Source organism: Pseudoalteromonas sp. NCIMB 1079 (assembly GCF_040567695.1).
GTDB lineage: Bacteria > Pseudomonadota > Gammaproteobacteria > Enterobacterales > Alteromonadaceae > Pseudoalteromonas > Pseudoalteromonas distincta.
This window is the reverse complement of record NZ_JBEWZA010000001.1, coordinates 1,424,229-1,445,699: the sequence shown is the minus strand read 5'-3', so window position 1 is coordinate 1,445,699 and position 21,471 is coordinate 1,424,229. Positions and strand designations below refer to the sequence as shown.

Sequence of the window (21,471 nt, the reverse complement as noted above, 5' to 3'; positions counted from 1 at the left end):
CCATATAAGTTCATTTTACTTAACTGTATTACAAACACGCAACTTTATAATAACCGTCCTATAAAATTTACACATGCACTACATACTAAATAACGCCCTCCTCTTCCCCAAATTAAAAATCTGGTTGATTATCTACTGCAATATGACAACAACACATAATCGCAGTGCTTAATTGCGGGAGTAATAATAATGAGTGAAGTAAATAACTATTTGGGTTTAGTCGGTATTGAATTTACCGAGTATGCAACACCTGATGCTGATTATATGGATAAAGTATTTACTGATTTTGGCTTCTCAAAGCTTAAAAAATTTAAAGGTAAAGACATTGTTTATTACAACCAAAACGATATTCACTTTTTACTGAATAACGAGCGTGAAGGTTTCTCTGCAGAATTTGCTAAAAGCCATGGCCCTGCTATTTGTTCAATGGGTTGGCGTGTTGAGAATGCGCAAAAAGCATTTGAAACTGCAGTAGAGCGTGGTGCAAAACCAGCGACCGACTCAACGCATAAAAATATGCCTTACCCTGCAATCTATGGTATTGGCGACAGCCTAATTTACTTTATTGAACAATTTGGCGACAAAGGCACTATTTACGAAAGTGATTTTGAAGACTTAGAAACGCAAAATGTTGTAGAAGATAAAGGCTTTATCCGAATCGATCATTTAACCAATAACGTTTATAAAGGCACCATGGAAAAATGGGCTAACTTTTATAAAGATGTATTTGGTTTTACTGAAGTACGCTACTTTGACATTAAAGGTCAAAAAACAGCGCTTATTTCCTATGCACTTAAATCACCTTGTGGCACCTTCTCTATTCCAATAAACGAAGGTAAAGGTAACGATAACAACCAAATTGATGAATACCTTGGTGAGTACAACGGCCCAGGCGTTCAACATTTAGCGTTTTTAACAGATGACTTAGTAAGCTCTCTTGATAAGCTTGATAAATCAACAATTGCCACACTCGATATAATCCCAGAGTATTACGATACTATTTTTGACCGTGTACCTTGGGTTGCTGAAGATAAAGAAAAAATTCGTGAGCATCAGATACTCGTAGATAGCCAAAGTGAAAATTGTTATTTATTACAAATTTTCTCTAAAAACTTATTTGGTCCAATCTTTATAGAAATGATCCAACGCGTTGATGATGGTGGCTTTGGTGAAGGTAACTTCCAAGCATTATTTGAATCAATCGAACGTGACCAAGAGCGTCGCGGCGTTTTATAAAATATTTGAGTAAATTAAAAGCAGCGAACTTCGCTGCTTTTTGTCGTTTTAATATTTAAAAAGTATGGCGCCAAGTACAAGTATGATTAAATAAACTATACCTTGTCGCCATACAGTAAAATCCAAAGGAAATGTAATGAGCCTAATTAACGAAACCCACGATATTAATTTAACCAGCTGGGTAGAATCAGCTAATGTTGATAATTGCGACTTCCCGATTCAAAACTTACCGTTTGCAGAATTTCGTCGTAAAGGGTCTGATGAGGCCTTTCGTGGTGGTGTTGCAATTGGTGACCAAGTAATCGATTTAGCAAAACTAAGTAAATTAATCGTTTTAACAGGTGACGCTAAAACAGCCGCAGATGCAGCAAGTGAAGCAACCTTAAATACATTTATGGGTTTAGGGAAGCAGTATTGGTCAGCTCTTCGTTTAGCGCTTTCAAAAGCACTAAGAGCAGGCTCTGAGCACCAACAAGCGCTTAGCGATACATTGGTTGCACAATCCGATATAGAGTTTTCTTTGCCTTGTCGTATCGGTGATTACACCGACTTTTACACTTCTATTTATCATGCTACTGCTGTGGGTAGTTTATTTCGCCCTGATAACCCATTACTACCTAACTATAAATGGGTACCTATTGGTTATCATGGTCGCTCTTCATCTATTGACGTATCGGGTCAAACATTTCATCGCCCTAAAGGCCAAACTAAAGCTCCTGATGCAGAAGTGCCATCATTCGGTCCTTGTAAACGCCTTGATTACGAACTAGAGCTGGGTATTTACTTAGGTAAAGGCAATGCACTGGGCGATGCAATCACTATCGAAAATGCTGAAAACCATGTATTTGGCTTTTGTGTATTTAACGATTGGTCAGCACGTGACTTGCAAGCGTGGGAATACCAACCGCTTGGTCCATTTTTAGCTAAAAACTTTGCCTCAACGGTATCGCCTTGGATTGTAACAACCGAAGCATTAGCGCCTTACAGAACAAGCTGGACACGTGATGAAAACGATCCACAGCCTATGGACTATTTAGAATCAAAAGCGAATCGCGACCAAGGTGCTTTTGATATTCAAATGGATGTTAAAATTCAAACGCAAAAAATGCGTAGCGAAGGCCATAACCCAACGCGCGTATCAACATCTAGCTTTAAGCACTCTTACTGGACTGTGGCACAAATGGTTACTCATCACACAGTAAATGGCTGTAACTTTATGCCAGGTGACATGCTAGGTTCGGGCACTCAGTCGGGTCCAACGCACGAAGAAGCAGGTTCATTACTTGAGCTTTCTCGTGGCGGTAAAGAAAAAATCACGCTAAGTAATGGCGAACAACGTAGCTTTTTAGAAGATGGCGATAACGTTATTATGCGTGGCTGGTGTGAAAAAGAAGGCTATGCACGTATAGGTTTTGGCTCTGTAGAGAGTACTGTACTGCCGGCAAAATAATACGCATATTAAAAAATTTATTAAAAGGGCTGCTTATTAAAAGCAGCCCTTTTTTATTAATTTTTGAACAGTTACAATTTTTTTCTAGCTTTTTTAACTCAAATTGCTATCTTAATTCGGTTAATAGCCAGTGTTATATGCCATGTCAGTATTTATAAAGTCTTTTTATCATAAATTTTTCCCTGCTCGTCAGCTACTTATTCGTCAAAATGGCGAAGTTAAGCATGTTGTTTTAGCCTCTTGGTTTCAACTTCTTGTAGCGTTGCTTATTTTAGTCACTTTTACTTGGCTGAGTATTTCGAGCTTTCGTGTTTATACACAAACAAATAAAATCTCTGACATAAAACAAAATCAAATAACCGAGCAAACGCTGTGGCAACAAAAAGTCAGTGAGCAACAAGCCCTTCAAGCAACGCAGCTAGAGCAACTTGCAATACTTGAACAAAAGCAGGCGCTACTGCAAAGCATGATAGAATCCCTTCCTGCTTCAATTAGCAAAGATGTTATTAAGCTTGATACTGAACTTGATGTACCAATTAATGAAAATGGCAATGAATTTCATGAGCCATTAGTCGATGAAAATCAAAAAGGTAAACAAGCACAGTTAATCGCTCCAATCACATTCGCAACAAGAGTGGCCAACTTAAATAGTCATTATGAGCAAAGCTTTACCTATTTAGATAACCAAATTAGTGAACGTCACCAAGCCATTTTAGCTATGGTTAAAGGCGCAGGAATTGAGTCTGCGCTTGAGCAACACCTAATATTAAGCGCCCAGACAACTGCACAAGGTGGGCCCCTTGATATATTTAACGAAACAAAAATTCCGAGCCACTTTTTAGCCATCGTTGATAAGTTATTAATATTAAATAATTTAGAAAACTTTTTAACTGAGCTACCAAACACCCTGCCTTTAGCTAAAGCTAAATACTATATTTCGAGTAATTTCGGCCTTAGAAAAGATCCCATGAATAGTAATCATGCCTTTCATAAAGGAATTGATTTAGCCGGTTGGCATAAAACCGAAATATTCGCTCCAGCAGACGCTGTAGTTCTTCGTGCCGGTCGTAATGGTGGTTATGGTAACTTTATCGAGCTTGAACATAAAAATGGCTTAGTGACTCGATTTGGACACTTAAATAAAATTAAAGTAAAGAAAGGTCAATCAATCACTAAACATGATGTGATCGGCCTAATGGGCAGCACCGGCCGAAGCACAGGCACGCATTTACACTACGAAGTATTACTTAATGGTAAACAAGTCAATCCTCTAAAAATAACAAAGGCGCTTTCTCGTGTTTGGTAGAAAAAAACAAAAAACAGTTAGCTCTAATTTAAAAAGAGTGAATCACACACCGTCTATTATTTCTGAAGACGTACGCCTTACAGGCACTTTAGTTAGCCAAGGTGAAGTACAGCTTGATGGCCGTATTGATGGTGACATAAAAGTGGAGCATTTAGTTATTGGCTCAGCGGGAGTTGTTGAAGGTATTGTTGAAGCTAAAAGCGTTATTGTTAAAGGTAAAGTTATTGGGTCAATTAATGCCAGTGAAGTAAAAGTACAAAGTGGCGCTCATGTTCATGGCGATGTATTTCACGATACATTGAGTATTGATGCAGGCGCAGTAATTGAAGGCAGTTTAAAGCAACGCTTTGAAAAAGAAGAGCCGGAACTAATTTCGAAAGAACTAAAACCCGCAAAAGAAGTTAAAGCATTATTGAAAGAAGATGGCAGCGACTTATCATTTGTAAATAAACAAGCCGCTGATAAAAGCTAAGTCAAATCAGCTTTACTTAAGTTACCTTTTCTCAGTAATGTACATAGTAATATCTGCAGTGAAAACAAGTTCATTGCGGGTATTATAAAGTTTCACCGGTACTACTAAGTCTTCTTTATCAATCCACTTATGTGGTAAATCAATTTCAGCGACTGCTCGTACATCTGTATCTACTTTAGCCAAATACCTAACTGTCATGCCTTTTGGGATCCAACGATGCGTTTTAACTGGCACTGTTGCATCAACCATTACACCTGCACACAATTCAGCTAAGTTACACTGTGCAATAGCATGAATAGTTCCAATATGATTATGAACGCTGCGACGATTTTTAACCACTGCACTACAATGGCCCTCTCTCAAATCAAGTACGTAAGGTTTCATCGAACCAAAATATGGCGCTTTAAAGCAAACAGCCTTAGTAAAAAGCCAATTCCCAAAAGGTAGGCGCTTAAATTTATGCCATGTTTGTACAAGTGCAGATTTATTACTCATTATTATTTTCCATCAACAGTTACTTTTTTAAAATTAACACATCAGACCAGTCTTAAAAAGTGCATTTATGCTGGCTTTTTAACTTAATCCAATCAAAAAGTAAGAAAGACAACCTATGCAGGGGTCATAAGCCCTTTCTTTTTTATGAGTGCCCACCTAAAATACTCGACAAAAGGAGACTCAATGCAAACACAGCCCGCTAAACCTAATATGACTTTGTTACTTATCTTAGCGTTACTCGTTATATTTTGCCCTATGGCAATCGATATTTACCTACCTGCTTTCCCTACTATTGCAGAACAATTTGCAGTTACTGAACAACAAGTACAGCAAACCGTTGCTATTTTTATGCTTACAGTGGGTTTAGGCCAATTAATTGCGGGCCCTTTGGCTGATAGATTTGGCCGAAAACCAGTGGCAGTAGTGGGCATTAGTTTGTATGCAAGCTCTGCATTACTCGCATACTACTCGCCTTCTTTTGAGATATTACTAATAGCACGTGCTTTTCAGGGATTTGGAGCCTGTGCCACATTTGTTGTCGCATTTGCGATAGTGCGTGATAAATATGGTAGTGAACGAAGCGGACAAATGATTACCTACCTTAACGGGATTGTGTGCTTTATTCCGGCAATGGCACCTATTTTAGGGGCTTGGCTTACCGTACAGTTTGGCTGGCGTATGAACTTTATGTTTTTAACCGCGTTTGCTATTTTGGGCCTTATTGTTACCCTATTCTTTTTTAGAGAAACTCGTCCTGCTGATAGTCATTATCAGGGGCATATTTTAGATTTACGTCGCTTTACACCGATTATTAAAACACCGGTATTTTTGTTTAATAGCCTAATTTGTATGGTCTCAATGTCGGCCATATTAGTGTATGTAACGCTCGCACCAGGCTGGCTTATTACACATTTAGGCGGCACCGTAGCCGACTTTACTTTTTGGTTTACGTTAAATGCCATAATAAGTATTGTCGCAAGTTTTATTTTACCAACCTACATTAAACGAAATAGCCAACGTGCTTTGCGTGTCGGTGTAAGTGTACTGGTTTTCTCAGGTATTTTAATGCTAGCCTTGAGTCATATAGAAACAGCATTTGCGCTTATGCTACCTATCTTAATTGCTGCATTAGGGTTTGCTTTAAGTTTAGGCTCTGCTGCAGGAATGTCTCTGTCTAGCTTTCCTAAACAAGCAGGCACAGCTTCTGCATTACTCGGTGCTATGCAAATGAGTGGCGCGAGTATACTTGTTGTTTTAACCCAAGATTTAGGGCTAAGCACACCGTGGTTGATTGCTTTTCACTTATTATTGCTAGTTCCGCTTTGGCTTATTTTAATGAGCAAAAAAGCACATAGTTTACACCCGGCTAAAAGTACTCAATGATCAATCCTGACTTTCTAGTCTCATTTTTATTAGCCAGCTTTTTAATGGCAGTAGCGCCTGGGCCATCAAATGCATTTTTGATGGCGCAAACATTTGCTAATGGTCGAAGTGCTGGTATGCAAAGTGCTTTTGGTTTTGCATTAGGTGGGGTTGTTCATACGCTATTTGCTGTTGTAGGCCTAAGCGCAGTACTGAAAGCTTCCTCTAGTGCCTATGCCGCAGTGCAATATGCAGGCGCAGCATACTTATGCTATTTAGGGTTTATGATGATTAAAGGCACGCTAAAGCAGCCAGAGCCGACATCTGATGACAAGCAAACCGATAAACCGCATATAAGTACCAGTAAAAAAAGTAATGTCATGTTTCAGGCCATGATGACTGAAGTATTAAACCCTAAAGTAGCATTATTCTTTATTGCATTTATTCCACAATTTGTAGATCCAACGCTTTCATCGGCTACTTTTCAGCTCGCTTTTTTTGGCTTACTTTACCCTCTTTTTGCTTTTCCGATTGACTGCACGTATATTTATTTTGGCGACAAAATTGCACAGTTTTTTAGACGTAACCCAAATAGCCAACTTTGGATTGATAGGATCACTGGCATTGTATTTATTGCCCTTGCTATCAATCTATTATTTTAACTAACCTGCACTTTGGTTAAGAGATTTATTCTTCCGAGTTTAGGTTCACCAATAAAAAGAATTAGCATGGAACAAAAAACACAATCTCTTCCCGCACAAAAAAATATTGCTTTAGTGGCACACGATGGTAAAAAAGCAGCACTAAAATTATGGTGTGAAAAGCACAAACAAATACTAAGTAAGCACACTTTATATGGCACAGGTACTACGGGGCATTTAATTCAAAAAACCACGGGGCTTGATGTAGTTCAGCTTTTAAGTGGTCCTATGGGCGGCGATCAACAACTTGGCGCTAAAATAGCAGAACATGAGATACATGTTTTAATATTTTTTTGGGATCCATTAGCATCACAGCCTCATGACCCTGATGTTAAAGCGCTGCTGCGTTTAGCCGCTGTTTGGAATATTCCGGTGGCGTGTAATGAAGTGAGTGCAGATATGTTATTAAGCTCACCGCTTATGGACGTAGAGCTTGAACGCACATTGCCAGATTACGAAAAATACCTCGCAACCCGACAAATAGATCTTTAACCTCAATTGTAATCTAGGTTATTTATAAAGCATGCTGGCCCATTTAGTCAGGCCAGCGGTTACACTACCAAAGTGATCCCCGTTAACCATTTTTATATTGCCTAAGTGCTCACTTAAAGCCGCTTTAATCAATGGTGATTGTGCACTTCCGCCTGTTAAATAGATAATGTCTGGCGTGGTCGCAGCGTCACTGATTGCTTGTTTTGCTAAAGTAACTATTTGGCTAATACTACTCTCAACGGCAACAGCTAAATCGCTTACTGATACATTTTTATTCAGTCCACTATCTAAAAAACTTAAATCACAATCAAACACACTAGCAGACGAAAGTGCTATTTTAGCCGCTTCACCTTGTTGCACTAACTGATGGCCTTGCTTGTTTTGCTGTAAATGTATTAAACGCTTATAAAGCTCAGGCGCACTAACATCACGTAATTGTGCATTTAGCTCTCGGGTATGGCTTTCACTATAAAATTGGCTTTGTAAGTTTACATCGTTAATTTTACACGCTTGCCAAAACGCTTGATTAGGCAAAGGCAAACCCGATTTAAACGTACTACCTAAACCCAATAACGGCATTAAACCATGAAAGCTCAAAGCAATATCTAAATCATTTCCGCCAACACGTTTACCACTGTGAGATAAAAAATCGCTATCGCGCTGGCTATTTCCTCTAAAGCTTGGGCCCATTTGTACAAATGAGCAGTCACTTGTACCACCACCAATATCAATAACGAGTACTTTTTGATCCTGAGTTAAATCACTCTCGTAATCGATACCCGCAGCAAGTGGCTCATATAAAAACTCTACGTCTTTAAAACCAGCACGTTTAGCAGCACGCTCTAAAATACCGACCGCTTGTTGATTTGATTGCTCGCCACCCACAGCTTGAAAGTTTACTGGGCGACCAATTACTGTTTGTGTAAGTGTTTTACCTAAAGAGAGCTCAGCGCGTTGCTTAATTTTTAAGATCATCGCGGTTGCGATATCTTCAAAAAAGTTAATTTGACCTTGCTTTAAACCTGTTGCACCAAAAAATGATTTAGGAGACTTAACAAAATAGCCTTCTTCAGGAAACTGCACGTACTCGCTAATCGCTTCACGACCAATAAATAGGGTTTCATCTGAGGGTTGTAAATCAAGGTCTGACTTAATACGAGGTAAGGTATTTAATAATGCTTGGCGCTGCGTTAAAAAGTCATGCTCATGGGCTGTGCCATGTAAATGCTTAGCAACAAAATCAACAACCAACGCGCTGTGATGAGTGTAAAGTGTAGACGGTAAGTAATGTTTTCCTTGCTCTAGCGGTACTAATTGAACATTACCCTCGCTCATTACACCCATAGCACAATTAGAACTACCGTAATCAAAACCTACAAACATACTTCACCACACATTACCAAAAAGGCCGCGCAATTTAGCACACTTTGTAAAATTTATAAATGTTATAAACTATCTCTGACCCGTAAAAAACTAGCAAAACGCGGTAACCCATTTTTTGTTAAGCCATGAAATCGGTACGTTACAGTACTACCAATCTCCGGTGGAATGGAGCGCTGTGCATCATTAAACCCAGTACCAATAGAAAATACCTGCCCCTGCGCTGTTTTTACCCTCAATGCACCTAACATACCTTGATATTTACCTTTGCCTGGTAAGTGCGCAATTACAACCGCTTCTGCATCTAAATAAGGTTTTAATTTTAGTAATGCATTACTTCTTCCATTGCTGTGCTTCGCGCTGGCCAAATGAAGCATTACGCCCTCGCCGCCCTGCTTAGTTATGTTCTCAAAATACTCTGTAAGCTGCTCATTATTTGTAAAGCTATATTGAACTACAGCACTAATGTGCGGCGAGTTTAGGCTAGTAATAAGCTCATTATAGTTTTTATAGCGAGTGCTAAAAGGCAGATTTTTATCTGGCATATCAAATACTTTATAAGTAATAGTTTGCCAATCATGATTATTAGGTTTTTTAGTTCTGACTATGCCACTAAGCGCAGAAAAGTGCTCACGTTTAGTCCACAGCTCACCATCAAGCCATACATTTGGCAATGGCACTGTAAACCAACTTGGCGCATTGATAATATTACCCTTACGAGTGACAAACTGCGTGCCGGTCCAGATAGCTCTTACGCCATCATATTTTTCACTGACTAAATATTTACTTACATCATAATGCTTCGTTTCGTCATATACTTTAGCCAGTAAAACAGACGGTTGTGCTGCACTTATGCATTGCGTAAAAAGTACAATAACAATTAAAAGCAGGTGTTTAATAGTAAACATTGGCGCATCCAAGCACGTAAAAGTTGGCTTAAACTATAGTTGAGATTGCGCCCATTGCCAAAACTCATCTAAGTTGCTCATTTGATAGGTAGCTTGGCTAAAGTCGTGATCTTTAGTATGGCTATTGGCAATGGCTACAACACGTAACAAAGCATTATTGGCCGCCGTAACGCCGGTAAATGTATCCTCAACAGCAATTGCATTGCTTGCCTGTATATTTATCTGCTCAAGTGCCAATAAATATGGGTCCCCAGCAGGTTTAGGATTACTTACGTCATCTTTTGTAACCACCGTATCAAACAGCTCATAAAACCCTAAACCTTTAAGTATTGGCATAGCTTCACTTTTAGCACTGCCTGTTACTAGCGCCATTTTTAAGCCACTCGCTTTTACAGCTTTCAATGTTTGCTCTGTAAATGGCATCAGTGGCGGTAAATGTGTTACTACATATTCACCAAATAAACGGTATTTTTCATCTGCTAAAAACTGTGCACTTACCGATAAGTTATGCTCTTGCTTAATTTCGATTGCGGCTTCTAAAGTGGGCCGTCCCGAAAAGCGCTGACAAAAATCATTTTCTAAATAACTAACACCGTAGGGTTTAAGTAATTTACTCCAGCATACAAAGTGCATGCTTTCTGAATCAACTAATGTGCCATCCATATCAAATAATATTGCTTTTAAAGCCATCCTCATTCCTTATTTAACTTGTGCTAAATTTTGACAATAAAAAAGGCGCCTTAAGCACCTTTTATATAAATACAGTTATTGCGTTAAGCCTGCTGGCGGCTCACCCGTTGCTTCCTCACCCGTTTCAACATCAACAAGCTCGTAGCCACGCGTTTTACGTACAACTTTAAGTACTGGTTTATCAAATGCAGTTTTTAAACGCTCAGAGTCATCTTTCAACTCATCTAAGGTTGTTCCAAAAGGGGCTGCGCCAGTTTCTGACCAGTTAGTTACTTTACCATTTAGGTTATATTCTACTTCATGTATTTGATATTGCGCTGCTTCGTCTTTCGTTGCTTCACAAAAAATTACACGGTAATTCCAAAATCCAGCCATCTTTTTATCTCTTTAAATTAATTAACGCTACTTTACCAGCTTTATAAAAACATAAAAGCCTGCACAAGGCAGGCTTTTAAAAATTAATATAATTTAAGGTTATCTCTAGAAGAAGTTAACTTTAAATTCAGCACCTACATAACGCTCTTCGTTAACCATTGCTGTGTTGTTATTAAAGTCAATTGCACCAATAGCAACTTGCTCATCAAATAAGTTGCGAGCAAATAAAGCTACTTCGTACTCATTATCATCTTGAGCCCATGTGTAACCGGCGCGCACACCTACCTCTGTTAACGGTTTACCTTCAAACTCAACTGCTTCATATAAGAAGAAGTTAACTTTACTGCGGTACGATATATCGGTGTAAGCGTAAAAGTTACCATCAGCCAACTCTTTAGAATAGCGAAGTGTTAAGTTAGAAATAAACTCAGGAGCATTTGGTAAACTATTTCCATCAATGATAGCTCTGCCATTTACTGTCGTGTCAGTAATATGAAGCGTCTCACGATCTGGTACAGGAATAGTAATACTGTCATCTTTTAACTCTGTTTTGTTATAACTAAAGTTAAATGTTGCATTAAGCTCATCAGTTAATACCCACTCTGTATCAAGTTCAAAACCATAGCCAGTTGTTTTATCAGCATTAAGTAAGCTTGTTGTATTTGCAGTACCACCAACAGCCGTTAATTGCTGATCGTCCATTGTAAAGTAGTAAATACTCGCATTTACACGGCCACGGCCATCAAGCACGTCTGATTTAATACCAGTCTCATACGATGTAACCGTTTCTGAGTCAGCTGTAGTAATTTTATCAGAAAATGTAATACGACCTTGAATACTTGGCGCACGGAATGTATTTGCAACTCGCGCATATAAGTTAACGTCATCATTCAATTTATAAGACGCTGAAATATCCCAACTTACATGATCATCACTTACTTCTGCTGTACGTGTGATATCAGTTGTACATTGCATTAAGTTGTTTAAACAATCATCACTTATTGTTTTACGCACGGCTTCGAAGTCTTTTTCATCGTCAGAGTAACGCAGGCCAGCTGTTAGTTTTAAATCGTCTGATACCGTGTAATCTACAGAGCCAAATACAGCCCAAGCTTTCGTATCTTGCTGCTGGTTAACGTAACCGTTTAACGCGCCGCCAGCTAGAGTGTTATAGCCATAGTTTTCAATAGTTACGGACTCGTCGAAGTAAAATAAACCAGTTTGAAAGTTAATATCACCGTCGTAGTTACTTGCTAGACGCAACTCTTGAGTATATTGGTCATGGTCAGGCATTACACTTTCACTTTCAGATGCAAATGGAATTGAACCAGGGCCATGGTAATCGCCTAGGAAATCAGCACCATAACCACCATCAATATCACCGCGCGAGCTTACTTCAGCGCTTTCCCAACCAGATATAGAGGTAATAGTATAATCATTAAAATCATACTCAAGCTTTAAGCTCATACCTTCTGCATCAACAGCTTGCTTTTCACGTGCTGCTGCATCGTGATAAACAACTTTGTAGTCAAAGTCATCAACTAGATCGTTAGTACCACTTTTGATTGCATTAGCACGAAATGGAATTGGCGTACCATCCATGTTACGTACGTGGTAGTTAAGAAGAGCACTGAAATCATCTTTTTCGTACAAAAATTGAATACGAGCAGCACGGTCTGTATACCCGCCAAGTACGTCGTCCTGTTCAAAACCTGGTGCACGATTATCAATAAAGTTATCTTTATCTTGCCATAAAACAGAAACACGTGCAGAAAGGTTATCCGTTAAGCCACCACCTACAGCACCTCTAAAATCAACAGCGCTGTCAGTACCGTATGATACTGAGCTAAACCCTTCAAATTCTTGGCTTGGCTTAACCGAATCAAACTTAACAAGGCCAGCCGGTGTATTACGACCAAACAATGTACCCTGTGGTCCACGTAATACTTCAACGCGTTCAACATCAAATACCGGGAAACCTTTTAAAATCGCATTTTCTTGTACAATATCGTCAACAACTAACGATACTGGCTGAGATGCATTCAAATCGAAATCGGTATTACCTAAGCCACGTACATAAAAACGCGGAAAAGTACGGCCATATGAAGACTCAATTGCTAAGCTTGGAATTTTCGCATTCATAAAACGAATATCCATACCCGCAGAGCTGTATGCATCAAGGTTATCGCCTTGTAATGCAGAGACTGCTACTGGTACTTCTTGAGCGTTTTCTACACGTTTACGAGCTGTTACTTGAATAACTTCTAGTTGATTACTTTTTTTAGCTGTTTCTTCTTCAGCAGCTAAAGAAGAAAATGAAGTACCTGCTACTGCAGAGAACAACGTTGCATTGATTAGGGTAGCTAACGTAGATCTTTTCATTGCTTTCATGTTGGGTTTAACCTTTTTTGTGCACTCTTGTTCAACGGTTTTTTGTGTTGCGCAATGTATTCACTGCGGGCTCGTTCAATTTTTCGCGACTTGCGTCATGCGCGCGGACCTTATTACCGAGAGTACAAAAACGATGTTATAAGGCTGAACGAACGATTAAGATTATATCATTGTGTGACAATTTTACTGCATAAATATAGACATAATTAGAAACTTTTTTGCAACATTTAACTACAAAATCACGTGTTTTTATCACTATTTAGATGCAAAATCACAACACTAAGGACATATGTCCTTTATTTGGTTTGGTGAAATGAAGTAGGAATAAGAGATTGTTTTACATGTTAACCTAAAATAGAAACACCTGTGATTTTATTAAAAGCCGCCCAAGAGCGACTTTAAATATTAACTATATTTGAACTATGAGCGCTTAAAAGCAATTTCACCATCTATATGAATATCGCGCTGTGGAAACGCAATCACTACATCATGCTCTTCAAATACAGCATAAATACTAAAACGAATATCACTGCGCACTTTTCTAAGCATAGTTTCAGACTCAGCGCATACCCAAAAAATAGCATTAAATACTAAAGAGCTATCTGCAAAGTCATCAAATAACACTGATGACTTTGGGTTAACCAATATTGCATCATGATCATCAAGCACTTGCTGGATAAGCTTTTTAACCAGTATAACATCTGAACCATACGCAACACCTACACTGACCGCTGAACGTGCATTGCCATCTATCAGTGTCCAGTTTGTTACTGTATTTTCGAGCAATTGAGAATTAGGTATAAGCATATGTACGCCGTCATTTCGGCGAATACGTGTAGAACGCGTATTAATAGTCTCAACTACGCCCTTTGCGTTACCTACCTCTAAAAAGTCACCAATGCGAATTGGGCGCTCCCACATCAATATCCAGCCACTAATAAAGTTATTGATAATATTTTGTGCACCAAAACCTACACCAATGGCTATTGCACCAGATACAAAAGCAAATGCAGTAAGCGGGATGCTGAGCACTTCAAGCGATGTAAAAATTAAAATGGCGATACTTAAAATAAAGTAAATTCGAGTAAACAAATGCACTGCATCTTGGCTTATTTTTTTAGCGAGTAATGTTTTTTTAATGAGCTTGCCAATACGTGTGACTACAAACCAAATAGCAAACAATATAAGTGGCACTTGAATTACCTTTGCAACTGTAATATTCACATCGTTATAAGTGAATATTACAAAGGCTAAGTATTGATTAATTTGTTCGAGAGTCATAAGTGTTCCCAATATCTTTTTTGATTGTTATTTGTTCACTAGAAAAAAGTGTGGTTCAGTTTTCGCTAAGCTTAGCACGTCATAATATAACTAAAACGCCAAGTTAATAAGTTCAATATGAATTTTATAAACAATTTATTAACTCTTTATTGCACCGAGTGCTATATAAATAGTGTACAAGCACTGGAGATCACATATGACACAACTTACTCTAAATCAAAGACTCGCTACTTTGCAGCCGCAGGTAGATTTAAAATTGTTTGAAAGCAGCCTAGATTACCGAAATAAAGTTTTGTGCTTGCTGGCCGAACAAGAGCAAACTCTAGCAACTATTAATAAAGAGTTTGGGCAGCAATCTAATAGCTTTGGCTCAGAGAAAAAATTTGTTTTAGGTTATAACTAACTCCTTCTCAAACACACAATCGTATAATTAAGTAGCTTTAATGTTTAATTTTAGAGCTACTTTTACCCACCTTAGTACTAATTATTAGCTAATTTGCGTTCAAATCCCCCTTAATACCGATAAACTTTATTGTATAAACCTACAAATTTGATAAGTTAACTAGGTTTTTCGACTCGCAAAGCCTATTTCGGCTAATCTTTTTATGGAGTTATTATGCGTAAAACCCTGATCGCCACTACTATTGCTAGTGCTTTAATACTATCTGCCTGTTCATCTAACGATACACAAAACATGGCAAAAGAAGGCGCAGCACAAGTGCAAGACATGAACGCAACCAATGTTTTATTCAAACCAAGCCCATTACAATACATGGCACCTGAGTTTGATAAGTTTGGTACAAAAGACTACGAAGCCGGCTTTGATGCAGGTATTGCTCAGCATACAGCGCAAGTACAAGCTATTGCTAACAACCCAGCTCCTGCAACTTTTAAAAATACATTAGTTGAAATGGAAATGTCTGGCGAGCTACTAAACCGTGTATCAGCTGCTTTTTATAACCTTTCAGGTTTGATTTCTGATGACGAATACCAGCGTATAAGTAAAAAAATGGCGCCAGTGTTATCAGCTCACTCTGATGACATTTACTTAAATGGTGCATTATTCAAGCGCGTACAAACTATTTACGACAACAAAGACTCGCTTAATGCTGAAGATCAACGCCTTGTGGATTTTTACTATAAGCAATTTGTAAAAGCAGGCGCTAAATTAAATGACGCTGAAAAAGCAAAAATGCGTGAAATCAACTCACAACTTGCAGAGCTTTCTACTGCGTTTTCTCAAAACATTTTAAAATCGTTTAAAGAAGATGTCATTGTAGTTACCGATAAATCTAAACTTGCTGGCCTTTCTGAAGGTGAAATTGCAGGTCTTGCGTCCGCTGCTAAAAAAGCAGGTAAAGACGGCTACATGATCACGCTAGTAAATACGACTCAACAGCCAATTTTATCAAGCCTTGAAAACCGCGACCTACGTGAGCAAATATTTAAAGCCTCTGCTAACCGTGCAGCAAAAACTAACGGCCCAATTATTATTGAAGAAACAAACCTACGCGCTCAAAAAGCAGAGCTACTAGGGTTTAAAGATTGGGCATCGTATGTAATGACTTCGCGTATGGCACAAACAACTGACAACGTGTATGGCATTTTAGATGATCTAGCACCAAAAGCAGTTGAAAAAGCTAAAATTGAAGCAGCTGCTATTCAAAAAGTAATTAACGATTCAGGTGAAAGCTTTGAGCTTAAACCATGGGATTGGGCTTTTTACGCAGAAAAAGTACGTGCTGAAAAGTACGACTTAGATCCTGCCCTTGTTAAGCCTTACTTTGAAATGGATTCTGTAATTCACGATGGTTTATTCTTTGCGATGAATAAGCTATACGGTATTACATTTAAAGAGCGTAAAGACTTACCGGTTTATCATGAAGATGTTACAGCCTACGAAGTATTTAACGCTGACGGCAGCGCCATCGGTTTATTTTACTTAGACCCATACGCACGTGAAGGTAAGCGTGGCGGTGCATGGATGAGCGCTTACGTAAGTCAAAGCGGCTTAAAAGGCACTAAACCAGTTATTTACAATGCGCAGAACATTCCAAAACCTGCTGCAGGCGAGCCAACGTTAATGACGTTTGACGAAGTGTCAACTATGTTCCATGAGTTTGGTCATGCGGCGCACGGTTTATTCTCTGACGTTAAATACCCAAGCTTAGCGGGTACTGCTACAGCGCGTGACTTTGTTGAGTTTCCGTCGCAAGCGAATGAAGATTGGATGATTGAACCTACGGTACTTGCTAACTACGCCAAACACTACAAAACAGGTGAGCCAATTCCACAAGCTTTACTTGATAAAGTACTTGCATCGCAAAAATTCAACCAAGGTTTTGGTACCACTGAATATTTAGCAGCTGCTTTACTTGATATGGAATGGCACTCGTTTGGCTCAGATAAAAAAATTACTGATGTTCAAAAGTTTGAAAGCGATGCGCTAAAAGCACACGGTATTGATTACTACCCTGTACCACCGCGTTATAAATCAAACTACTTTAGCCATACATTTGCCGGTGGTTACTCTGCGGGTTACTACGCATACCTTTGGACTGAAGTATTTGCAGCCGATGCCTTTGCACACATGGAAAACAACGGCGGCTTAACACGTAAAAATGGTGATAAGTTCCGTAAAGAAATCCTATCTAAAGGTAACAGCCGCGACTTAATGCAAAGTTACATTGAGTTTAGAGGTCAAAAACCAACTACCGACGCATTACTTAAGCGCCGTGGTTTAGTTGAGTAAATAACTTAATTTATTGAGCTCACTTTTATAAAAGCCCGCTTGCGGGCTTTTATTGTTTATACCCTCACATATAACAGATAAACTTAGCTCAATATTTATTAAAAGATGATGGTTATGCAGTACTTATTTGCAGTCACTTTGCTTTGGGCGTTTTCGTTTAGTTTAATTGGTGTGTATTTAGCAGGCCAAGTTGACGCTTGGTTTAGCGTATTAATACGCATAGCACTGGCAACACTGATTTTTTTACCTTTTTTAAAGCTCAAACAAACGCCTAAACCTTTAGCCTTAAAGCTTATGCTGATTGGCGCTATACAACTTGGTGTTATGTATAGCTTTTACTACCACTCATTTTTATTTTTAACCGTTCCCGAAGTGCTGCTATTTACTGTAATGACTCCTTTGTACATTACCCTGCTAAATGATGGATTGAACAGACGCTTTAACCCACGCTTTTTTATAGTCGCACTTATTGCTGTAATCGGTGCAATTACTATTCGTTACGAAAACCTAAATAGCAATTTCATAATCGGCTTATTAATCGTTCAAGGGGCGAATATAAGTTTTGCTGTAGGCCAAGTTACCTACAAACGCTTAATGAATAACAATCAGCTTGATGACAAAGCCGTATTTGGATGGTTTTTTATAGGCGCACTTATTATTGCCACAATTTGCTATGCATTATTTGGTAACTCAAACAAATTACCAACCACTATCACACAGTGGGGCATACTAATTTATTTAGGGTTGGTTGCATCAGGACTTGGTTACTTTATGTGGAATAAAGGCGCAACCCTTGTCAACGTAGGTGCTTTGGCAGTTATGAATAACTTGCTTATCCCAGCTGGGATTATAATTAACGTGCTGATCTGGAACCGAGATGCCGATATAGTTCGGTTAAGTATTGGGGCTGCTATAATGTTAGGTGCATTATTGGTCAATCAAATGCTTAATAAAAAAGTAAATTAATAAGCTTGTAGCAAAATCGTCATTAATAATCATTAAGGTAGTACAAATTTTACTTTTTAAGGATAAACAATGAAACGTATTACCTTACTTACAAGCTGTATATTGTTAGCCACACTTGCTGGCTGCGACGACGATGTAGAAATAGTAGAAAAAGAAGTGGTTGTTACCAACACCGAAGTGGAAATTGTTGAAGTACCTACGCCTATTGTTGTAGAGGTTGCTGAAGGAGTAAATATTCAGCTAGGGACTCGCCCTGACTATTTAGTTAACGATATGGCGCAAAGCACACTAAAAACAAAGTTAGAGTCATGCAGCGAAGGTCCTTTTTACCGCACCGATTTTTCTATTGGTCATCGCGGTGCATCAATGCAATACCCAGAACACACTAAAGAAGCCTACATTGCGGCAGCGAGAATGGGCGCTGGCATTGTTGAATGCGATGTTACATTTACAAACGACAAAGAGCTTGTTTGTCGCCACTCTCAATGCGATTTACATACCACAACTAATATTTTAGCCATTCCTGAGCTTGCAGCTAAATGCAGTGTGCCATTTACACCAGCCGACCCTGCTAATGGTATTGCCGCTTCTGCAAAATGTTGTACCAGCGATATAAGCTTAGCGGAGTTTTTAACCCTTGAAGGTAAAATGGATGGTGCAAACACTAATGCAACAACCGTTGCCGATTACATGGATGGCACACCAAGTTGGCGCACTGATTTATATGCCACCAACGGCACATTGATGACCCATAAACAAAGCATTGCACTGTTTAATGAGCTAGGTGTAAAAATGACACCAGAGCTAAAATCGCCACAAGTAAGTATGCCATTTGATGGAATGACACAAAAACAATATGCGCAAAAAATGCTAGACGAGTACACGCAAATGGGTGTGCCAGCCTCAAAAGTTTATCCGCAATCATTTAACCTTGAAGACGTAAAATACTGGATTAACAATAACCCTGACTTTGCAGATAAAAGCGTTTACCTAGATGGTCGCGACAGTGAAGCCGGATTTGATCCAAGTAACCCACAAACATGGCAACCGGGCATGGATGAACTTGTTGCCGATGGCGTTAAGATTTTAGCTCCTCCAATTTGGATGATGCTAACAATAGATAACGAAAGTAATATTGTGCCATCGCAATACGCTATTGACGCAAAAGCAGCTGGTTTAAAGCTTATTGCATGGAGCCTTGAGCGCTCGGGCCCGCTTAATGAAGGTGGCGGTTATTACTATCAATCAATTGCTGATGTTATAGATAACGATGGCGACATGATGACAGTAGTCGACGTACTCGCAAAGGACGTGGGGGTAATGGGTATTTTTTCAGATTGGCCGGCTACGGTAAGTTATTACGCCAGCTGTAATAAAATGCCTGCAAGTATTTAAAAACAGACTACAAAAGTCGTTTATTTTATCGCGCTCAGTTACCATATCAGCATATATAATTTTATTTTACTGAGCGCTTTTTATGATAATCCAACAACATAATGCTGACTTGCCAACACCGACAGGTTTAATGCGAACAACTGTATATCGCCCTCAAGCGCAAGGACAGTTTCCTGCTATCATTTTTTATTCTGAAATATTTCAGCAAACTGCCCCCATCGCACGCAGCGCAGCTATTTTAGCAAGCCATGGCTTTGCAGTGTTAGTGCCTGAAGTGTTTCATGAGTTAAACCCTATAGGCACTGTGCTTGCTTATGATGATACAGGTAAAGACAAAGGCAATGCCGACAAATGGGCAAAGCCACTTGAGCACCACGACAGTGACACACAAACTATGATCGACTTCATTAGATTACAAAGCTATTGCACAGGCTCCGTCGGCGCAATGGGCGTATGTATTGGCGGTCACTTAGCTTACAGAGCGGCACTAAATCCTGAAATTAATGCGGCTTTTTGTTTATACGCAACTGATATTCACAGCAATACGTTACCTGCGCAACCTGGAAATAACTCATTCGAGCGTATGGCTGATATACAAGGCGAAATTCACTTTATATGGGGTAAACAAGACCCGCATGTGTCACAGGAAGGCCGCGCTAAAATATACCAACAATGTGTAAGCACGGGCATCAATTACCAGTGGCAGGAAGTTAACGCACAGCATGCCTTTATGCGTGATGAAGGTGAGCGATACGATGCAGCCCTTGCGATAAATATGTATCAACAAGCGGTGGCATTATTTAGCCGAACTTTATAAATGCTTTAAAAAACTACTCATTAAGTACTTTTCAGCATACCTAAAGCGGTATGCTGCTTTACAAAATATGCTTTTAAGTAATCAATGAACAATCGTAGCTTTTTAGAGCCCGCTGCTCCTGGCGGAAATACCCCGTAAAGCTCAATATCTTTGCTTTTATAATCATCTAATATTATTTCAAGCAGTCCAGCTTGCACTTTTGGCCACGCATCGTAAAGCGGAATACGCCCAATACCATGCCCTGCTTCAACAAAAGCAGTACGAGCAGCGGCATTATTGGTGCTTAAGGCGCCTTGCATTGTAATATCGTGTTTTTTGCCATCTTTTTGAAGTGTTAATGTTTTACTGCCCAATTGATAAACGACCCATTGGTGCTCTGCTAACTCTAAAGGCGTTTTAGGTTTACCAAAATGTGCAAAGTATTCCGGCGCGCCACAAATACAAGTGCTCATTGTAGTCAGCTTGGTTGCCTGCAAGTTAGAGTCACTCAGTGCCACGCCTCTAATTGCAAAATCAAACCCATTTTTAATAATATCAACCACATCGTCAGTAAGCTGTAAGTCTATTTGAATCTTAGGATATTGGCGCTTAAACGTATTTATTGCAGGCACAATTAATTGCATTCCCACATTTACTGGGCAACTAATTTTAAGTAAACCTTGTGGCTCGCTCTTTATATTTTCTATTTGCTGATTAGCCGCATTAGCTTGTTCGGTAATTATTCTACAACGCTCATAATAAGCAATGCCTGCTTCAGTGAGCGCCATGGTACGGGTTGAGCGATTTAATAAAGTAACTTCAAGCTGCGTTTCTAATTTTTTTAAATGATAACTTGCAACTGCTCGCGTAAGCCCTAGCTGTTTGGCAGCAGCGGTTAAGCTGCCCTGCTCTACAATTTGTGCAAATACAACCATGCTCTTTAACTGCTCAAACGACACTTTCATAAATGCTCCGTAGTGTGTTTTAAATTCAACCTTTTTATTGTATCAATAATTAAATCAA

At 39.1% G+C, this 21,471-nt stretch carries 20 protein-coding genes; 12 read left to right on the top strand and 8 right to left on the bottom strand.

Going from position 1 to position 21,471, the window contains the following annotated elements:
* The first annotated feature begins 189 nt into the window (after nt 1-189).
* The 4 genes from hppD (at nt 190) to ABX891_RS06620 (ending at nt 4,464) form a co-directional block, all read left to right on the top strand.
* Nucleotides 190-1,236, top strand: a complete 1,047-nt coding sequence (gene hppD / locus ABX891_RS06635; protein WP_002958202.1) for a 4-hydroxyphenylpyruvate dioxygenase — start codon at nt 190-192, stop codon at nt 1,234-1,236.
* Nucleotides 1,237-1,372: 136 nt separating this feature from the next.
* On the top strand, nt 1,373-2,686 hold the full coding sequence (gene fahA, locus ABX891_RS06630; RefSeq protein ID WP_354629144.1) for a fumarylacetoacetase: 1,314 nt from the start codon (nt 1,373-1,375) through the stop codon (nt 2,684-2,686).
* Nucleotides 2,687-2,828: 142 nt separating this feature from the next.
* Nucleotides 2,829-3,992 (top strand): M23 family metallopeptidase, encoded by a 1,164-nt coding sequence (locus tag ABX891_RS06625; protein ID WP_002958199.1) that lies wholly within the window; start codon nt 2,829-2,831, stop codon nt 3,990-3,992.
* Nucleotides 3,982-4,464 (top strand): bactofilin family protein, encoded by a 483-nt coding sequence (locus ABX891_RS06620; RefSeq protein WP_002958196.1) that lies wholly within the window; start codon nt 3,982-3,984, stop codon nt 4,462-4,464. Before ABX891_RS06625 ends, ABX891_RS06620 begins: the two co-directional genes overlap by 11 nt.
* Nucleotides 4,465-4,485: 21 nt before the next feature.
* Here the strand turns inward: ABX891_RS06620 and ABX891_RS06615 are convergent, their stop codons facing one another.
* Entirely contained in the window at nt 4,486-4,959 is a 474-nt protein-coding gene (locus ABX891_RS06615) for a hotdog fold domain-containing protein (RefSeq protein WP_002958195.1), read from the bottom strand.
* Between the two features lie 183 nt (nt 4,960-5,142).
* Between ABX891_RS06615 and ABX891_RS06610 the strand changes: the two genes are divergently transcribed.
* From ABX891_RS06610 to ABX891_RS06600, 3 genes are all read left to right on the top strand, one after another.
* Nucleotides 5,143-6,342, top strand: coding sequence for a multidrug effflux MFS transporter (locus ABX891_RS06610; RefSeq protein ID WP_354629143.1), 1,200 nt, complete (start codon nt 5,143-5,145; stop codon nt 6,340-6,342).
* Nucleotides 6,339-6,983 (top strand): LysE family translocator, encoded by a 645-nt coding sequence (locus tag ABX891_RS06605; RefSeq protein ID WP_024605848.1) that lies wholly within the window; start codon nt 6,339-6,341, stop codon nt 6,981-6,983. The genes ABX891_RS06610 and ABX891_RS06605 overlap by 4 nt, the downstream gene beginning before the upstream one ends.
* Before the next feature lie 66 nt (nt 6,984-7,049).
* Nucleotides 7,050-7,514, top strand: a complete 465-nt coding sequence (locus ABX891_RS06600) for a methylglyoxal synthase (protein WP_182682239.1) — start codon at nt 7,050-7,052, stop codon at nt 7,512-7,514.
* An 18-nt stretch (nt 7,515-7,532) separates the two neighbouring features.
* Here the strand turns inward: ABX891_RS06600 and yegD are convergent, their stop codons facing one another.
* The 6 genes from yegD to ABX891_RS06570 all read right to left on the bottom strand — a co-directional run bounded on the left by yegD (nt 7,533) and on the right by ABX891_RS06570 (nt 14,539).
* Entirely contained in the window at nt 7,533-8,897 is a 1,365-nt protein-coding gene (gene yegD, locus ABX891_RS06595; RefSeq protein ID WP_272451476.1) for a molecular chaperone, read from the bottom strand.
* A gap of 62 nt (nt 8,898-8,959) precedes the next feature.
* A complete protein-coding gene (locus ABX891_RS06590; protein ID WP_024595668.1) occupies nt 8,960-9,802 on the bottom strand; it encodes a DNA ligase in 843 nt (280 codons plus the stop codon).
* Nucleotides 9,803-9,835: 33 nt separating this feature from the next.
* A complete protein-coding gene (locus ABX891_RS06585) occupies nt 9,836-10,492 on the bottom strand; it encodes an HAD family hydrolase (RefSeq protein WP_354629142.1) in 657 nt (218 codons plus the stop codon).
* A gap of 75 nt (nt 10,493-10,567) precedes the next feature.
* Complete coding sequence (locus ABX891_RS06580; RefSeq protein WP_002958185.1) at nt 10,568-10,867, bottom strand: hypothetical protein; 300 nt, start codon at nt 10,865-10,867, stop codon at nt 10,568-10,570.
* A 105-nt stretch (nt 10,868-10,972) separates the two neighbouring features.
* A complete protein-coding gene (locus ABX891_RS06575) occupies nt 10,973-13,258 on the bottom strand; it encodes a TonB-dependent receptor (RefSeq protein ID WP_354629141.1) in 2,286 nt (761 codons plus the stop codon).
* Nucleotides 13,259-13,678: 420 nt separating this feature from the next.
* Nucleotides 13,679-14,539 (bottom strand): mechanosensitive ion channel family protein, encoded by an 861-nt coding sequence (locus ABX891_RS06570; RefSeq protein WP_309168509.1) that lies wholly within the window; start codon nt 14,537-14,539, stop codon nt 13,679-13,681.
* Nucleotides 14,540-14,735: 196 nt separating this feature from the next.
* On the opposite strand from ABX891_RS06570, the gene ABX891_RS06565 reads away from it, so the two are divergent.
* From ABX891_RS06565 to ABX891_RS06545, 5 genes are all read left to right on the top strand, one after another.
* Nucleotides 14,736-14,942 (top strand): hypothetical protein, encoded by a 207-nt coding sequence (locus ABX891_RS06565; protein WP_002958182.1) that lies wholly within the window; start codon nt 14,736-14,738, stop codon nt 14,940-14,942.
* A 213-nt stretch (nt 14,943-15,155) separates the two neighbouring features.
* On the top strand, nt 15,156-17,291 hold the full coding sequence (locus tag ABX891_RS06560) for a M3 family metallopeptidase (RefSeq protein WP_354629140.1): 2,136 nt from the start codon (nt 15,156-15,158) through the stop codon (nt 17,289-17,291).
* 114 nt (nt 17,292-17,405) lie between these two features.
* Nucleotides 17,406-18,257 carry a carboxylate/amino acid/amine transporter gene (locus tag ABX891_RS06555; RefSeq protein ID WP_354629139.1) on the top strand — a complete coding sequence of 284 codons (852 nt, stop codon included), beginning with the start codon at nt 17,406-17,408 and terminating at the stop codon, nt 18,255-18,257.
* A gap of 69 nt (nt 18,258-18,326) precedes the next feature.
* Entirely contained in the window at nt 18,327-19,652 is a 1,326-nt protein-coding gene (locus ABX891_RS06550) for a glycerophosphodiester phosphodiesterase family protein (protein WP_354629138.1), read from the top strand.
* A gap of 82 nt (nt 19,653-19,734) precedes the next feature.
* Complete coding sequence (locus ABX891_RS06545; RefSeq protein WP_354629137.1) at nt 19,735-20,469, top strand: dienelactone hydrolase family protein; 735 nt, start codon at nt 19,735-19,737, stop codon at nt 20,467-20,469.
* 20 nt (nt 20,470-20,489) lie between these two features.
* Here ABX891_RS06545 and ABX891_RS06540 read toward each other — a convergent pair whose 3' ends face one another.
* The gene (locus tag ABX891_RS06540) at nt 20,490-21,413 is read right to left on the bottom strand and encodes a LysR family transcriptional regulator (protein ID WP_024597041.1); all 924 of its coding nucleotides are present in this window, start codon (nt 21,411-21,413) and stop codon (nt 20,490-20,492) included.
* Nucleotides 21,414-21,471: the final 58 nt, after the last annotated feature.

What these genes read in the sequence shown, in the direction of transcription:
- ABX891_RS06550 (WP_354629138.1), top strand. Translation starts at nt 18,327, where the DNA reads ATGAAACGTATTACCTTACTTACAAGCTGTATATTGTTAGCCACACTT.
- yegD (WP_272451476.1), bottom strand. Translation starts at nt 8,897, where the DNA reads ATGTTTGTAGGTTTTGATTACGGTAGTTCTAATTGTGCTATGGGTGTA.
- ABX891_RS06540 (WP_024597041.1), bottom strand. Translation starts at nt 21,413, where the DNA reads ATGAAAGTGTCGTTTGAGCAGTTAAAGAGCATGGTTGTATTTGCACAA.
- ABX891_RS06610 (WP_354629143.1), top strand. Translation starts at nt 5,143, where the DNA reads ATGCAAACACAGCCCGCTAAACCTAATATGACTTTGTTACTTATCTTA.
- ABX891_RS06570 (WP_309168509.1), bottom strand. Translation starts at nt 14,539, where the DNA reads ATGACTCTCGAACAAATTAATCAATACTTAGCCTTTGTAATATTCACT.
- ABX891_RS06565 (WP_002958182.1), top strand. Translation starts at nt 14,736, where the DNA reads ATGACACAACTTACTCTAAATCAAAGACTCGCTACTTTGCAGCCGCAG.
- ABX891_RS06580 (WP_002958185.1), bottom strand. Translation starts at nt 10,867, where the DNA reads ATGGCTGGATTTTGGAATTACCGTGTAATTTTTTGTGAAGCAACGAAA.
- fahA (WP_354629144.1), top strand. Translation starts at nt 1,373, where the DNA reads ATGAGCCTAATTAACGAAACCCACGATATTAATTTAACCAGCTGGGTA.
- ABX891_RS06590 (WP_024595668.1), bottom strand. Translation starts at nt 9,802, where the DNA reads ATGTTTACTATTAAACACCTGCTTTTAATTGTTATTGTACTTTTTACG.
- ABX891_RS06555 (WP_354629139.1), top strand. Translation starts at nt 17,406, where the DNA reads ATGCAGTACTTATTTGCAGTCACTTTGCTTTGGGCGTTTTCGTTTAGT.
- ABX891_RS06560 (WP_354629140.1), top strand. Translation starts at nt 15,156, where the DNA reads ATGCGTAAAACCCTGATCGCCACTACTATTGCTAGTGCTTTAATACTA.
- ABX891_RS06605 (WP_024605848.1), top strand. Translation starts at nt 6,339, where the DNA reads ATGATCAATCCTGACTTTCTAGTCTCATTTTTATTAGCCAGCTTTTTA.
- hppD (WP_002958202.1), top strand. Translation starts at nt 190, where the DNA reads ATGAGTGAAGTAAATAACTATTTGGGTTTAGTCGGTATTGAATTTACC.
- ABX891_RS06585 (WP_354629142.1), bottom strand. Translation starts at nt 10,492, where the DNA reads ATGGCTTTAAAAGCAATATTATTTGATATGGATGGCACATTAGTTGAT.
- ABX891_RS06545 (WP_354629137.1), top strand. Translation starts at nt 19,735, where the DNA reads ATGATAATCCAACAACATAATGCTGACTTGCCAACACCGACAGGTTTA.
- ABX891_RS06575 (WP_354629141.1), bottom strand. Translation starts at nt 13,258, where the DNA reads ATGAAAGCAATGAAAAGATCTACGTTAGCTACCCTAATCAATGCAACG.
- ABX891_RS06625 (WP_002958199.1), top strand. Translation starts at nt 2,829, where the DNA reads ATGTCAGTATTTATAAAGTCTTTTTATCATAAATTTTTCCCTGCTCGT.
- ABX891_RS06615 (WP_002958195.1), bottom strand. Translation starts at nt 4,959, where the DNA reads ATGAGTAATAAATCTGCACTTGTACAAACATGGCATAAATTTAAGCGC.
- ABX891_RS06600 (WP_182682239.1), top strand. Translation starts at nt 7,050, where the DNA reads ATGGAACAAAAAACACAATCTCTTCCCGCACAAAAAAATATTGCTTTA.